12 protein-coding genes are annotated in these 13,514 nt (G+C 67.8%); 3 read left to right on the plus strand and 9 right to left on the minus strand.

Features of this window, described 5'->3' with window-relative positions:
- Positions 1–13: 13 nt before the first annotated feature.
- A complete protein-coding gene (locus ACWGCN_RS09645; RefSeq protein WP_452459127.1) occupies positions 14–661 on the plus strand; it encodes a TetR/AcrR family transcriptional regulator in 648 nt (215 codons plus the stop codon).
- Here the strand turns inward: ACWGCN_RS09645 and ACWGCN_RS09650 are convergent.
- The 8 genes from ACWGCN_RS09650 to ACWGCN_RS09685 all read right to left on the minus strand — a co-directional run bounded on the left by ACWGCN_RS09650 (position 618) and on the right by ACWGCN_RS09685 (position 8,542).
- Positions 618–1,370 carry a TetR/AcrR family transcriptional regulator gene (locus ACWGCN_RS09650; RefSeq protein WP_452459128.1) on the minus strand — a complete coding sequence of 251 codons (753 nt, stop codon included), beginning with the start codon at positions 1,368–1,370 and terminating at the stop codon, positions 618–620. The two genes, ACWGCN_RS09645 and ACWGCN_RS09650, sit on opposite strands and share 44 nt — an antisense overlap.
- On the minus strand, positions 1,360–2,370 hold the full coding sequence (dmpG, locus tag ACWGCN_RS09655) for a 4-hydroxy-2-oxovalerate aldolase (protein WP_452459129.1): 1,011 nt from the start codon (positions 2,368–2,370) through the stop codon (positions 1,360–1,362). The genes ACWGCN_RS09650 and dmpG overlap by 11 nt, the downstream gene beginning before the upstream one ends.
- On the minus strand, positions 2,367–3,311 hold the full coding sequence (locus ACWGCN_RS09660) for an acetaldehyde dehydrogenase (acetylating) (protein ID WP_449967185.1): 945 nt from the start codon (positions 3,309–3,311) through the stop codon (positions 2,367–2,369). The genes dmpG and ACWGCN_RS09660 overlap by 4 nt, the downstream gene beginning before the upstream one ends.
- A complete protein-coding gene (locus ACWGCN_RS09665; RefSeq protein ID WP_452459130.1) occupies positions 3,308–4,126 on the minus strand; it encodes a 2-keto-4-pentenoate hydratase in 819 nt (272 codons plus the stop codon). Before ACWGCN_RS09665 ends, ACWGCN_RS09660 begins: the two co-directional genes overlap by 4 nt.
- Entirely contained in the window at positions 4,123–5,877 is a 1,755-nt protein-coding gene (gene mhpA / locus ACWGCN_RS09670; RefSeq protein WP_452459132.1) for a bifunctional 3-(3-hydroxy-phenyl)propionate/3-hydroxycinnamic acid hydroxylase MhpA, read from the minus strand. Before mhpA ends, ACWGCN_RS09665 begins: the two co-directional genes overlap by 4 nt.
- Complete coding sequence (locus tag ACWGCN_RS09675) at positions 5,874–6,896, minus strand: VOC family protein (RefSeq protein ID WP_452459133.1); 1,023 nt, start codon at positions 6,894–6,896, stop codon at positions 5,874–5,876. The genes mhpA and ACWGCN_RS09675 overlap by 4 nt, the downstream gene beginning before the upstream one ends.
- Positions 6,893–7,753 carry an alpha/beta fold hydrolase gene (locus tag ACWGCN_RS09680; RefSeq protein WP_378989127.1) on the minus strand — a complete coding sequence of 287 codons (861 nt, stop codon included), beginning with the start codon at positions 7,751–7,753 and terminating at the stop codon, positions 6,893–6,895. The genes ACWGCN_RS09675 and ACWGCN_RS09680 overlap by 4 nt, the downstream gene beginning before the upstream one ends.
- Positions 7,754–7,861: 108 nt before the next feature.
- Positions 7,862–8,542: a lysophospholipid acyltransferase family protein gene (locus ACWGCN_RS09685; RefSeq protein WP_452459134.1), complete on the minus strand. Its 681-nt coding sequence runs from the start codon at positions 8,540–8,542 to the stop codon at positions 7,862–7,864.
- A 368-nt stretch (positions 8,543–8,910) separates the two neighbouring features.
- Here ACWGCN_RS09685 and ACWGCN_RS09690 point away from each other — a divergent pair, with 368 nt between their 5' ends.
- Positions 8,911–10,113 (plus strand): TetR/AcrR family transcriptional regulator, encoded by a 1,203-nt coding sequence (locus tag ACWGCN_RS09690; protein WP_387442626.1) that lies wholly within the window; start codon positions 8,911–8,913, stop codon positions 10,111–10,113.
- A 215-nt stretch (positions 10,114–10,328) separates the two neighbouring features.
- Positions 10,329–12,158, plus strand: a complete 1,830-nt coding sequence (locus ACWGCN_RS09695; RefSeq protein WP_452459135.1) for an acyl-CoA dehydrogenase — start codon at positions 10,329–10,331, stop codon at positions 12,156–12,158.
- 51 nt (positions 12,159–12,209) lie between these two features.
- On the opposite strand, the gene ACWGCN_RS09700 is transcribed toward ACWGCN_RS09695, so the two are convergent.
- Positions 12,210–13,499 (minus strand): YhgE/Pip domain-containing protein, encoded by a 1,290-nt coding sequence (locus ACWGCN_RS09700; protein ID WP_452459136.1) that lies wholly within the window; start codon positions 13,497–13,499, stop codon positions 12,210–12,212.
- Positions 13,500–13,514 lie beyond the last annotated feature (15 nt).

The raw sequence follows: 13,514 nt of genomic DNA on the forward strand, positions 1-13,514 counted from the left end.
GGAGGAAGGTTCGATGACAGCCGAACCCATCACACGGAATCGGGTGGACCGGCGACGGGCACGCACGCGCAACGCGCTGCTGGCCGCGGCGACCACACTGCTGGCCGAGGGGCGGACCGCGGTCAGCATCCAGGAGATCACCGATGCCGCCGATGTCGGATTCGGGTCGTTCTACAACCATTTCTCCTCGAAGGACGAGCTGTTCGAGGAAGCCGTCCGCGCGGTGCTGAACACCTACGGCGTGCTGCGCGATGGCGTGGTCGCGGCATACGAGGATCCGGCGGAGGTGTTCGCGGTGAGTTTCCGGATGACGGGCCGCATGCAGCGCGACTTTCCCGAAGGCGTCCGCGTGATCCTGCACTCGGGCACATCGATCCTCGTTCGCGATGAGGGCCTCGCTCCCCGTGCGCGCCGCGATATCGCGGCCGCGCAGCAGGCGGGCAGGTTCGACCCGATGGATATCGAGATGGCCATGATGGCTGCTGGTGGGGCGCTGCTCGGGCTGCTCCAGCTACTGGATCGCACGCCCGACGCCGATGCCGGGGAGCTGACCGATCAGGTGACCAGCCGGGTGCTGCGCATGTTCGGGATGTCCAAGGAGGCCGCCGAGAGGCTGGCTACGAATCCGCTGCCCCGTGATCTGCCGAAGCCCCTCGGGTAACCACCAGCATCGCCATACTCGTCAGGAGCTCGATCAGGCTCGACGGCGGCAGCTCGGGGACGCACGACAGGCCTTCGCGCGCGACAGCGTTGACCGTCGCGGTCAGCAGCCCGACGGTGTCGTCGGCCGGACGTGAACCTCTCGCCGCCAGGAAACTCCGGATGTGTCCCGCCCATCGGTGGGCGTGCGCGCGGCACTGCTGCTGTGCGAGTTCACCGACACCGCTCACCTCGAGCAGGGCGAACCTGGCGCCGTACGGCTCACTCTCGATCGCGGCGAAATAGGCGATCAGGGCGGCGCGCAGTGCGACGACCGGTTCGACGGGTCCGGTCTGGTCCGCGAGCGCGCGTGCCACCGCGGCGGCCGCCCTGTCCTGGATCCGGGCATAGGCCGCGACGAGCACCTCGTCGAGAGTGTGGAATTCCTCGTAGAACTGCCGCTTCGACAGCGACGCCGACGCACAGATATCGCTGAGCGAGCAGCCGAAACAGCCGCGCTCCGCGCAGACGCGGGTGGCCGCGTCGAGGAACTGACGCCGTCGTCGCGCCTTGCGCGTCGCGACGGTCTGGCCGCCGTACCGCCTGACATCGGCGGCGGTCGTGGCACACCCGTGTTCCGACTCGTGGGGACGGCGGTCCCGGCCTCCTGTGACAAAGGCCGGGACCGCGTCACCTTCCGGTCCGCGCGAGCCGGAAGTCTCAGTGATCACCGACCAGGTCGAGCGCGATATCGGCGATCATGTCTTCCTGTCCGCCGACAAGCCCTCGCCGACCGGCGACGGTGAGCAGCGTGCGCACGTCCACGCCGTAGGTGGCCGAGGCGTTCTCCGCATGGCGCAGGAAGCTCGAGTAGACACCCGCGTAGCCGAGCGTCAGCGTTTCGCGGTCGACCTGGACGGGCCGATCCATCAGCGGCCGGACCAGATCGTCGGCCGCATCGGTCAGCTGATCGAGGTTCGCGCCGTGTTCCCAGCCGGTCAGGTCGGCGACGGCGACGAACGCTTCGAGCGGAGTGTTGCCCGCCCCGGCGCCCAGTCCGGCCAGGGATGCGTCCACCCGGGTCACGCCCTCCTCCACCGCGACGACACTGTTCGCCACGGACAGCGAGAGGTTCTGGTGGGCGTGGATACCGATTTCGGTGTCGGGCGTGAGCACGCCGCGGTAGGCGCGCACGCGTTCACGAACACCGTCCATGGTGAGGCGCCCGCCGGAATCGGTGACGTACACGCAGTGCGCGCCATAGGATTCCATGAGTTTCGCCTGGTCGGCCAAACCTTCCGGGCTGTTCATGTGACTCATCATCAAGAAGCCGGACACGTCCATGCCGAGTTCGCGCGCGTAGGCGATGTGCTGGGCGGAGATGTCCGCCTCGGTGCAGTGGGTGGCCACCCGCACCGAGCGCACGCCGAGATCGAACGCGCGACGCAGGTCCTCGATGGTGCCGATGCCGGGCAGCAGCAGGGTCGTCAGCCGGGCGAACCGCACCGCGCCCGCGGCGGCTTCGAGCCATTCCCAGTCGGTGTGGCTGCCCGGCCCGTAGTTGAGGCTGCCGCCGTGCAGCCCGTCACCGTGGGCGACCTCGATTGCGTCCACGCCCGCGGCATCGAGCGCGGCGGCGATCCGGGCCACCCCGGCGGGATCGATGCGGTGCCGCAGTGCGTGCATCCCATCGCGCAGGGTGACGTCCTGCAGGAAGATTTCGGCGCTCATCGGACACTCTCCTTCGTGGATGCCGCGATCCGCTCCGCGACGCGCACGGCGGCCGAGGTCATGATGTCGAGATTCCCGGCATAGGCCGGCAGGTAGTGCGCGGCACCCTCGACCTCGAGGAACACGCTGACCTGGTGGGTGACCGGAGTGTCGCCGACCAGGGTGCGCAGCGGAGCTCCGGCTTCGACGGGCGTGATCTGCACACCCTGCTTCAACCGGTAGCCCGGCACATACGCGGCGACGTCGGCCACCATGGCCAGGATCGACTCCTTGATCCGCGTGTGGACCTCGGCGTCGGCGGTGTCGATGAGCGCGAACACGGTGTCGCGCATGATCAGCGGCGGTTCCGCGGGGTTGAGCACGATGATCGCGCGTCCGCGCTGGGCGCCGCCCACCGCGGCGATCGCGGTCGAGGTGGTCTCGGTGAACTCGTCGATATTGGCTCGGGTGCCGGGGCCCGCGGATTTCGACGCGATCGAGGCGACGATCTCGGCGTAGGGCACCGCGGTGACCCGGGCGATGGCCGCGACCACCGGAATCGTCGCCTGACCACCGCAGGTGACCATGTTGACGTTGTCGGCCGCCACATGCTCATCGAGGTTCACCGCCGGAACGACGAACGGGCCGATCGCGGCGGGAGTCAGATCGATCAGGCGTTTGCCGAAGGGGGCGAGGGCGGCGGCGTTGGCCTTGTGCGCGCCCGCCGAGGTGGCGTCGAAAACGATCTCGATGTCATCGAAATCCGGTAGCCCGATCAAACCCTCGACACCATCGGAGGTGATCTGCACACCCAACCGGCCGGCGCGGGCGAGCCCGTCGGAATCCGGGTCGATGCCGACCATGGCGGCCATCTCGAGTGTGTCGGACAGGCGCAAGACTTTGATCATCAGATCGGTGCCGATATTGCCCGATCCGATGACGGCGACTTTGGTGCGGCTCATCGCTGTTCCTCCAGGGTGAAGTCGACGGTGCCGAGCGGCCCCGAACGCTGAGTCAGTTCGGCGTGGACCCGCGCGCCGGGCACCAGCGGCGCCATCGGCCCCAGCGCGCCGGAGAGCACGATCTCGCCCGCGCGCAGCGGATCTCCCAGCGCCTGAGCGGTGCGCGCGAGCCAGACCAGCGCCAGCAGTGGGTCGCCGAGGCAGTCCACGCCTTTTCCGCGCGAGACGATCTCGCCATCGATGCGCATGGCCATCGTGATCTCACGCGGTTCGAAGTCATCGAGGGAGAGCCGCTGTTCGCCCAGCACGAACCAGCCGCTCGAGGCGTTGTCGGCCACGGTGTCGCCGAAGGTGATGTCCCAGCCCGCGATTCGGCTGTCCACGATCTCGAGTGCGGGTGCGGCGTAGTCGATGGCGCCGCGCACCGAGATGGGATCGAGGTCGTCACCGGTCAGGTCGGCGCCGAGGACGAAGGCCAGCTCGGCCTCGATCTTGGGCTGCAGCAGCCTCGGCCGCTGCGACAGCGGCGTCGTGCCCGCGTCCATGTCGCCGAAGAGCACGCCGAAGTCGGGCTGGTCGACACCGAGCTGACGTTGCACCGCCGTGGAGGTCAATCCGATCTTGTGCCCGACGACGCGGGCGCCCTCGTCGATCCGTCGGCGAGTGCCCAGCCTCTGCACCGCGTAGGCCAGGTCCACGTCGTCGGCGCCGATCAGGTCACGCACCGCGGCCACGGGCACGCCCAGCTGCGTCGCGGTCGCCAGTCGCTCGGCGGCGGCGAGGACGGCGGGCAGTTCGCTGGTGGTCGTGGTCATCGGGCTTCCTCCAGGGGGCTCGGCGCGGCGGACGCCACGACGCGCAGGGGGCTGTGGTTCGCGGTCGACATCGCGGGCGTGACGGCGAGGCGGGCCAGCAGTGCGGTGACCAGCTCGCTCGCGTCGGATTTCGCGCTGATCCCGAACACGTATCGGTCCGGGCGGAGCAGGACCGTGCCACCCTGGGCGACACCGGCTTTGGCGAACCACCGGGCCATGTCCCCGGTGTAATCCTCGACGTCGGCGTAGTCGGTGGCGGCGACCCGGGCGTCGCCCGGCTCGCCCTGCGGACGGCCACCGGTCGCGTACACGGTGACGAACTGCGCGCCGAGTATCTGCAGGGCATTGCGCTGGGCGACACTGAGTCCCGCACGCGGATCGACACCGTAGCCGACGACGGCGAAGCCGAGGCCGAGCGCTTCGTCGAGGCGCTGGTGGCGGCCGTCGAAGGTGCGGATCTCCGGCTGCGGTGCCAGCGTGCCCTCGACGCCGCGCGTCAACTTGCGCGGGAGCCCGAAGTAGGCACCGCGCTTGAACCGCGGGGACGGCTTCATCTTCGCCTCCCGGATCCAGGTGTTGAGTCCGGGGACCTTCAGCGCGGTGGCCAGGGCGATATCGCGGGCACCCGCGGCGAGCTTGTTGTCGATCGAGACGAGGCTCTTGTTCAGCACCGACAGATCGATCATCGCCTTGGCGTGGGGCCGACGCTCGGTCTCGTAGGTGTCGAGGAGATCGAGACTCGCACCGTGCCCGATGATGGCGCCGAGCTTCCAGGACAGGTTGTCGGCGTCGCGGACACCGGCGTTCATGCCCTGGCCGATGAATTGGGGCGTCATGTGCGCGGCGTCGCCGGCGAGCAGGACGCGTCCCTCACGCCACTGGTCGGCGACCACGGCGTTGAAGGTGTAGACCAGTTTGCGCAGCACCGTCACTTCGTCGGGATCGACGTAGCGGGCGATGAGACTGCGGACCTGGTCGGGGTCCTCCATCTCCTCTTTGCTCTGCTCATCGTTGAGCATGAACTCGAAACGGTGATGCCCACCAGGCTGCGGACACGACACCGTCGGCAGCTCGGGATCACAGACGAAGTTGAAGTACGGCAGATGCCGGAACGCGTCGACACCGTCGTTGGCGAGCAGATCGACCACGAGCCAGCGTTCGGGGTAGCTCGTACCGGTCATATCGATACCCAGCTGCGTGCGGACCACGCTGCGGCCGCCATCACAGCCGACGAGGAACTTCGCCCGTACCTCTTCCGAGGTGGCCGCATCGGTGTCGGCGGCGTGTTTGCCGTACCCGGTTCCCTGGCATTCGGCATGCCGCACGAGCACGCCGTCGGCGTCCTGATCGAAACCGAGGACCTCCCGGCCGCGGCGAACCGTCACGTGCGGGTAGCGCTCGAGGGCGTTCTCGAGCGTGTTCTCCAGGTAGGGCTGGTACAGGAAGTTGGCCACCGGCCAGCCCAGCGGGCGCGAGACCTGGTTGAACTGGGCGAGCACCGAGCCGTCGCGGCGCACCCACTGCACGGTGCAGTCGAGGTTCATCTGCGCCGAGGCTTCGTCGGCGACACCGGCGGTCTGGAAGATCCGCATGCCTTCGTCGTCGGTGTACACCGCCCGCGCCAAGCCGTAGAACTCCGGTTCGCGCTCGAGTACCAGGACCCGCACGCCGCGACGGCCTAGCAGGTTCGCCAGGGTCAGCCCGGTGGGCCCCAGTCCGACGACTACCACGTCGTAGTCGAACGATGTCATCGCGCCATGCCTCCGGTGAGTTGGGGGACAGTGATCTCGGGGGTCCGCAGGGTCCGAACGACCTGCCGGAACTGCGTGAACTTGTCCAGCACGGTCTCGCCGACCGGCGTGTGACCCCAGATACTGATGCCCTGGTAGGTGGTCGGCTCCCACGTCGATTCGCGTTCCGGGCCGAACACGATCGGATTCCAGCCGACCTCGAGTTCGAATCCGGACGGGGTGACGCAGTAGAAGGACAGCTCACGATCATTGGTGTGCTGGCCGACCGACCAGGCCATCCGGAAGCCGAGATCGGTGACCCGCCCGTAGGCGGCCAGCACGTCGTCGAGGGAGCCGGACTGAATGTTGATGTGCTGCACCCGGGTTCGGATCGGGTCGATCTTCACTCCGCGGATGTTGGCGATCGCGATCGAGTGGTGCCGCTCGTTCACCCGCAGGAACCGGATCTTGAGCTTGAGGCCGGAGACGTTCTCGTCGATGTAGTCGCTGAGCCGGGAGTCGAAGACCGTCTCGTAGTAGCCCCGCAGTGATTCCGGTTCCCTCGACACGATCGCGACATGTCCCATGCCGGCTTCGCCGGTCACCCACCCGGAGCTGAGCATGCGCAGCGGCTCGGGCGTGGTCACCGGGACGGTGAAGATCTCCTGCCGGATCCCCTTGGGGCCGGCGAACCGCCACAGACGCTCCACGCCACGACGGGCCGCGTCCTCGGCACTGCCTTCGGCGATCGGCACGCCACGATCGGACACCCGCGCGATGATCCGGTCGAAGGTTTCGTGATCGTCGACCTGCCAGCCGACGGCCGTCACGTCCTCCTGCGGACCCTGCTCCACCAGGAAACGGCACGCGTGCTCATCGAGGCGGAACCGCAGCGTGGAGCTGTCGACGTCGTCGGCGTGCATGCCGATCGCGTCGACGCCGAAGCGACGCCACTCGCCCAGCCGCGCCGACTCCACAACGACGTAGCCCAGGTGCACCGCCCCGAAGACCGACCCGTCGCCGGGTACGAGGCCGCTCATCGCTCGGCCTTCAGGTACGCGATCGCGAGGGTGTTGAACAGTTCGGCCCGCTCCCACTGCGCCCAGTGCCCGGTACGCGCGACCAGGTAGAGGTCGCAGTTGGGCATCGTCTCGGCGAGCATCCTGCCCCCGGACGGCCGGTTGACCTTGTCGTCCTCGCCCCACACCACCAACGTGGGGTGCGCCACCTCGCTCAGGCGCGAATCCCGGGTGAAGTCCATCCGCCAGAGCGTGCGCAGGGCGAACAGGCCCGAGGGCCGGCGCAGCGGCGGGTTGGCGACGACCTCGGGGTCGATGCTGGCCCGGTAGCGCTCCTCGATCACTTCGTCCGGCACCGTCGCACCGTCGTACACCAGGAACTCACGGATGAAGCGGATGATCTTCTCGCGACTCGGGCCACTGCCGGGGTAGTACGCGAGGAGCTCCTGCAGACCCTTGGTCGGCAGGGCGCGCGTGGAACCGACGCCGCCGGGGCCCATCAGGATCAGGCGGCCGACCTTGTCGGGGCGGTCCATCGCCAGCCGCAGCGCCGCTGCCCCGCCGTAGGAGTTGCCGATCAGGTGCGCCGAGTCGATCTGCAAGGCGTCGAGGAACTCGCCGAGCACACGCGCCAGGTCGCCGAAGGGATCGGACTGGTCGACGTACTTCGACGACCGTCCGTAGCCCGGCATGTCGAGCACGAGCACCCGGAAGTGCTGCGCCAGCGCCTCGATATTGCGCGAGTAGTTCGACAGCCCGGTCGCGCCGGGGCCGCCGCCGTGCAGCAGCACGACCGCGGGTCCTGATCCGAACTCGGTGAAGTAGATCTCGCGGTTGCCGACCTGGACCGTGCGCCCGGTGTCGACTCCCTTGTCGATGCTTGTCACGATGTACCTCCCAATGCAGTTGATAATATCATCACCTCCGATCGAATCCACGTCAAGTGTTTCTGATGAAATACTCAGAACTGGTGGTTTGACCGGTTCTCATCCGAGCAGCAGGACACGGTTCGCGGTCTGGCGATCCATCTCGTCCTGCATCACCCGACGCACCCGCTCGGCGAACTCCCCCGGCGACTCCCCAACCTCCGGCCCCATCGCAGGCAGCACCGCGGTCCGAACCTTGGTCGGCAGCGGGATATAGGGGAACAACCCCGCGATTCCGACGGTGAGCCCCCACGGCAACGACAGCGTGATCGGGAGCCGCTTGAGCCGCAGCGCCTTGTCGAGGCGAAGCAAGCGCGCCAGCGCACGACCATCGGACAGGCAGATCAGCGACTCCCCCGCCCCCGACGTGACCACCGGAACGATCGGCACCCCCGCCTGGATCGCCAGCCGCGCGAAACCGGTCCGCCCGTCGAAGATGATCCGGTTGCGCTCGCCCCACGACTTGAACGCGTCGACATCACCCCCGGGAAACACGAGGACATGCTCGCCACGCGCGAGGGCCGCCAGGGCGTTATCACCGGTCGCGGGCTCGGCCCCCATCTTGGCGAGCAACGGGCCGAGCCCCATCGCCCAGGCCATGTGATGCGTCAGGACGACCGCCCGTCGCGGATCCCCGATGCGGACATAGGCCGATCGCGCGGCCAGGACATTCAGATCGAAGACACCGCCGAAGCCGTGGTTGGCCACGAACAACGCCGGCCCCGATGCCGGTTCGAGCACGCCCCCTACTTCGTGGCGGTGATACCACCGGAACGCCCCGAGCAGAATCCTCACGACAACCGGCGCCCGCGCGGATTCGACCCCCTTCCCACCCTGCGGCGCGTCGTCGAACGGCTCATCGTGAAGCGGCTGAACACCACTGTCAGGCACTACTTCTCACTTCCCGCGCTTGTCGCCGCGCTGTGACACGAACACCGGACAGCACTCCTATCAATGATCGCAACATTGATATTTTGATCATATTTGATCAACACATTCATATGACTGTGAGTTCACCCACTGGGGCCGGTCGTGCCCGCCATCGGACGACGAGGCCATGCGGTGGCCACCCCCGACGGCACAGCCCCGGTACGCCAGACTGGGAGACGATGAGCACCAGCACCCCGGGCGGCCACGCGATTCGCCGACGTCCACGCGACCGCCGCGCCACGATCCTCACCGCGGCCGCCGACGCCTTCGCCCGGGCGGGCTACCACGGCACGTCCATGGCCGAGATCGCCACCGCCGTCGGGATCTCCTCGGCGGCGCTGTACCGCCATTTCCGCAACAAGCAGGAGTTGCTCGGCCACTGCCTGATGTCCGGCATGGACGCGACGGTGTCCCGGCTGGAGGCCGCCGCGGTCCAGGACGCGAGCGGGCATCGGGTCTTCGAGGAACTCGTCGCCATCGCGCTCGAGCTGCGCGGGCTGCCGAGGCTGTGGCAGCTCGAGTTCCGCAACCTCACCGCCGCGCACCGCTCTTCGGTGTTGATCCGGGCGGTTCGATTGACCGGCTACCTGCGCCGGGCAGTGCGCGCGCGGCGCCCAGAACTATCCGACCATGATGTCGAGCTGCTGAGCTGGTGCGTTCTCTCGGTGGCGGTCAGCCCGTCGTACCACCGCCAGCAGTTGCCGCCGACGACATTCACCTCGGTGCTCGACGCCGCGATCCTGCGACTCCTCGCCACCGAATTGCCTCCGGGCGGGACCTCGCCCCGCACGTCGCGTCCGGCGCCGCCGCTGTCCCCTGAGTTCGAACGAATCACCCGGCCCGAGCGCCTCATCGGCGCGGCGGCGCGCCTGTTCAACACGCGAGGCTATGCCGCGGTGGGCATCGAAGACATCGGCGCCGCCGTCGGCGTGAGCGGACCCGCGCTGTATCACCACTTCGCGAGCAAGGCCGACCTGCTCAACGAGATCATCGTGCGCAACGAGCAGTGGATCGGCCTCTACACCTCCCGCGCACTGGCCGAGGGCCGCGACGCCCGCGAGGCGGTACATCTGCTGATGGAATCGTTCGTGGGATTCGCGCTCCAGCAGCCGGACCTGCTCGGTACCACCGTCAGCGAGGTCGGACACCTACCGGAACCGCAGGCCACGCGCTACCGCCGGATCCATCGCGACGGCATCCTGAACTGGGCCCGGCTGTTGCAGACGGCCCATGCCGAACTGCCACTCCCGCAGGCCCGCATCCTCGTCCAGGCGATCGGCACCGTCGTGATCGACGCCGTGCGCAACCCGCGCGCCCTCGGCCACCGGAATCTCGCGGGCGCGTTGATCGCCATCGGTGACCGGATCGCCCTGCACGACTGACTCGCTCATCAGCTTAGCGGTGGTCAACTTAATGCGAGAACGACGATCTCATGATCTGGTACCAGCGGCTCTCAGATTGAATCTACTTAGCCGAAAATAACTTACGGTTGCGTAGCGCTTCGGCGCGAACCCACAATGGCCCACGGCGCGCATCGGATCCGCGCATTCCACCTCACTCCCGGTCGTCTCGACCGGCCTGTCGAAGGGACTCGGCCGTGGGCCACTACAAGAGCAATGTCCGAGACCTCGAGTTCAATCTGCTCGAGGTCTTCGGCCTGGCGGACGTGCTGGGCAGCGGCGCGTTCAGCGACCTCGACGGCGACACCGTGCGCACGATGCTGGTCGAAGCAGCGCGGATCGCCGAGGGTCCGGCCGCCGCGTCGTTCGCCGACGCCGATCGCAACCCACCTCGATTCGACCCCGCGACCCACACCGTGCGACTACCGGATGCGTTCAAGCGCTCGGTACGGGCGTGGCAGGACGGCGAATGGTGGCGCATCGCGAAATCCGAGGCCATCGGCGGTATTCCGGCGCCTCGAATGCTCGCCTGGGCGATCAGCGAGCTCATTCTGGGCGCCCAGCCGGCGGCGTACATGTACCTGACCGGGCCCGGTATGTCCGATATCGTCGACCGCATCGGCACCGAGGACCAGCGCCGCTGGGCCAGGATCGCTGTCGAGAAGAGCTGGGGCGCGACCATGGTCCTGACGGAGCCCGACGCAGGCTCCGACGTCGGCGCGGGCCGCACCAAGGCGGTCCAGCAGGAGGACGGCTCCTGGCATATCGAGGGCGTCAAGAGGTTCATCACCGCGGCCGATGCCGACGATCTGTCCGACAACATCATCCACCAGGTCCTGGCCCGCCCCGAGGGCGCGGGCCCGGGCACCAAAGGGTTGAGCCTTTTCCTGGTGCCGAAGTTCCACTTCGACTCCGAGACAGGCGAACTCGGTGATCGCAATGGTGTGTTCGTCACCAATGTCGAGCACAAGATGGGACTCAAGGCCTCGGCCACCTGCGAGCTCACCTTCGGCGGCCACGGCGTGCCCGCGAAGGGCTGGCTCGTCGGCGAGGTGCACAACGGCATCGCGCAGATGTTCCAGGTCATCGAGGAAGCGCGCATGATGGTCGGCACCAAGGCCATCGCGACCCTGTCGACCGGTTACCTGAACGCGCTGGAATACGCCAAGACTCGCGTCCAAGGCACCGACCTGACCCAGATCGCCGACAAGACCGCACCGAAGGTGACCATCAGCCACCACCCGGATGTTCGGCGCTCGCTGATGATGCAGAAGGCCTACGCGGAGGGCCTGCGCGCGATCTATCTCTACACCGCCGCCCACCAGGATCCCGCAGTCGCCCAGCATGTCTCGGGCGCGGACGCCGAGCTGGCCGCGCGGGTCAACGATCTGCTGCTGCCGATCGTCAAAGGTGTCGGCTCCGAGCGCGCCTACCAGTACCTGACCGATTCGCTGCAGACCTTCGGCGGCTCCGGCTTCCTGCAGGACTACCCGATCGAGCAGTACATCCGCGACGCCAAGATCGACTCCCTCTACGAGGGCACCACCGCCATCCAGGCGCAGGACTTCTTCTTTCGCAAGATCGCCCGCGACCGCGGCGTTGCCCTGGCCCATATCGCCGACCAGGTCCGGGCGACCGCCCAGCCCGAATCCGGCACCCCCGAGTTCAAGGTCGAACGCGCGATTCTGCTCACCGCGCTCGACGACGTGCAGGCCATGACCGCCACCTTGACCCAGCACCTGCTCGCGGCCGCGAACGACAGTCGGGAGCTGTACAAGGTCGGTCTCGAATCGGTCCGTTTCCTGCTGGCGGTCGGCGATCTGCTGATCGGGTGGCGACTGCTGGTAGCCGCGGAAATCGCTTCGGCCGCACTCCCGTCCGCCGGATCGGACCGCGACTTCTACGCGGGCAAGATCGCGGTGGCGTCCTTCTTCCTCCGAACCGTGCTGCCCCGGCTCGGTGCCGACCGTGCCGTGATCGCGGATATCGACCCCGCCATCATGGATCTCGACGAGGCCGCCTTCTGATCGCGGGACCGGCGCCCACCATGACCTGGTCGGCGCCGGTCCGCGCAGAACTCACTGCTTGCCGGCCGCCGGGACAGCCCGGCGTTCGAGCCCCTTCCGGTCGTAGAAGATCGTCGCGGCCAGGCCGAGGACCAGTCCGATCAGCAGGCCGAGCAGGGCCATCCACACGCCGTGCGCCAGGCCCGAACTCGCCCGGGCGTCGTAGTAGAGGATCGCCCGCACCGCGATGAAGATCTGGTGCATCGGTTCGAAGGTCGACAGCCACGCCATGGCCTGGGGCGTCGCCTCGATCGGCACGGTTCCGCCCGCGGAGGGCAGGCCGAGGACGATGAACACGATGAGATTCACGAGCATCCCGGCCGCACCGAAGATCGCCAGGATGGACAGCGCGGTGATCCCGACCGCCACGATCGCGAGCACGCCGTAGAGGAACAGCATCGGAGCACGCTCGATCGACATCCCCAGCAGCGTCGCGACGGCCAGGTAGATCCCGGACACCACTGGCGCGACGACCACCAGAATGCCCCATTTGAGCAGCAGCGTCCGCACGCGCGAGATCGGAGTCGCCGGGTAGTGGACGTACCAGGGCCCGTATTCGGTCGGCGCGAAGCCCAGTGCCGAGTCCACCATCGCGTGGATGATCATCGCGCCGGTGAACCCGGCCAGCAGCAACAGCAGGGTGTAGAAGAACGCCGACAGTCCCCCACCGGCGCCGTCGGGAAGCTCACGGAACGGCACGACCAGCACCGAGACGGGCTCGGCCAGGGCGAGTCGGCTCACGCCGGAGAGCTGGGTAGCGGGTGCGCCCGATGTCGGCTGGAGCTGGTTCTGCACCCGGTCGAGCAGTTGCGCGCCTACCGCTTTGTTCGCCGCGTCCGTCGCCTGAGTGGTGATGCGCAGCATGATCTGCGTGGCGTAGGCACCCGCCGCCGGATTCGATTCGACGGTGATGACGGGCCAATCGACATCGCCGGGCACGACACCGGCCGCGCCCAGGATCGACACACGCTTGGTGAAGTCACTCGGGATGACGATCGCCCCGTAGATCTCGCCGTTGAGCATGGCCCGATGCAGCTCCGGCAGGCCCATCTCACGCAGCGCGACCTTGTCGGCGGGGATCTGCTGAACCATCGAGGCCGCGATCTGATCGCCGACGTTGACCTGCTCACCTCCGACGGTGTCGCCGACATCGAGGTTGACCAGTCCGATCGGGAAGTCGTGCATGTTCTTCTCCGGGTCGACGATGTATCCCAGATACATGGTCGCCAGCAGTGCCGCGAGCACCGCGACAACAGCACCGGGACGCAGCCACCTCGCAAGATTCCTACCGGTGATCGCCATGGAACCACTCCTCTA

The organism is Nocardia sp. NPDC055050, assembly GCF_053608345.1.

Bases quoted from the DNA above. Each gene is read 5' to 3' on its own strand.
- ACWGCN_RS09645 (WP_452459127.1), top strand. From the start codon at position 14: ATGACAGCCGAACCCATCACACGGAATCGGGTGGACCGGCGACGGGCA.
- ACWGCN_RS09690 (WP_387442626.1), top strand. From the start codon at position 8,911: ATGAGCACCAGCACCCCGGGCGGCCACGCGATTCGCCGACGTCCACGC.
- ACWGCN_RS09675 (WP_452459133.1), bottom strand. From the start codon at position 6,896: ATGAGCGGCCTCGTACCCGGCGACGGGTCGGTCTTCGGGGCGGTGCAC.
- ACWGCN_RS09700 (WP_452459136.1), bottom strand. From the start codon at position 13,499: ATGGCGATCACCGGTAGGAATCTTGCGAGGTGGCTGCGTCCCGGTGCT.
- ACWGCN_RS09660 (WP_449967185.1), bottom strand. From the start codon at position 3,311: ATGAGCCGCACCAAAGTCGCCGTCATCGGATCGGGCAATATCGGCACC.
- dmpG (WP_452459129.1), bottom strand. From the start codon at position 2,370: ATGAGCGCCGAAATCTTCCTGCAGGACGTCACCCTGCGCGATGGGATG.
- ACWGCN_RS09665 (WP_452459130.1), bottom strand. From the start codon at position 4,126: ATGACCACGACCACCAGCGAACTGCCCGCCGTCCTCGCCGCCGCCGAG.
- mhpA (WP_452459132.1), bottom strand. From the start codon at position 5,877: ATGACATCGTTCGACTACGACGTGGTAGTCGTCGGACTGGGGCCCACC.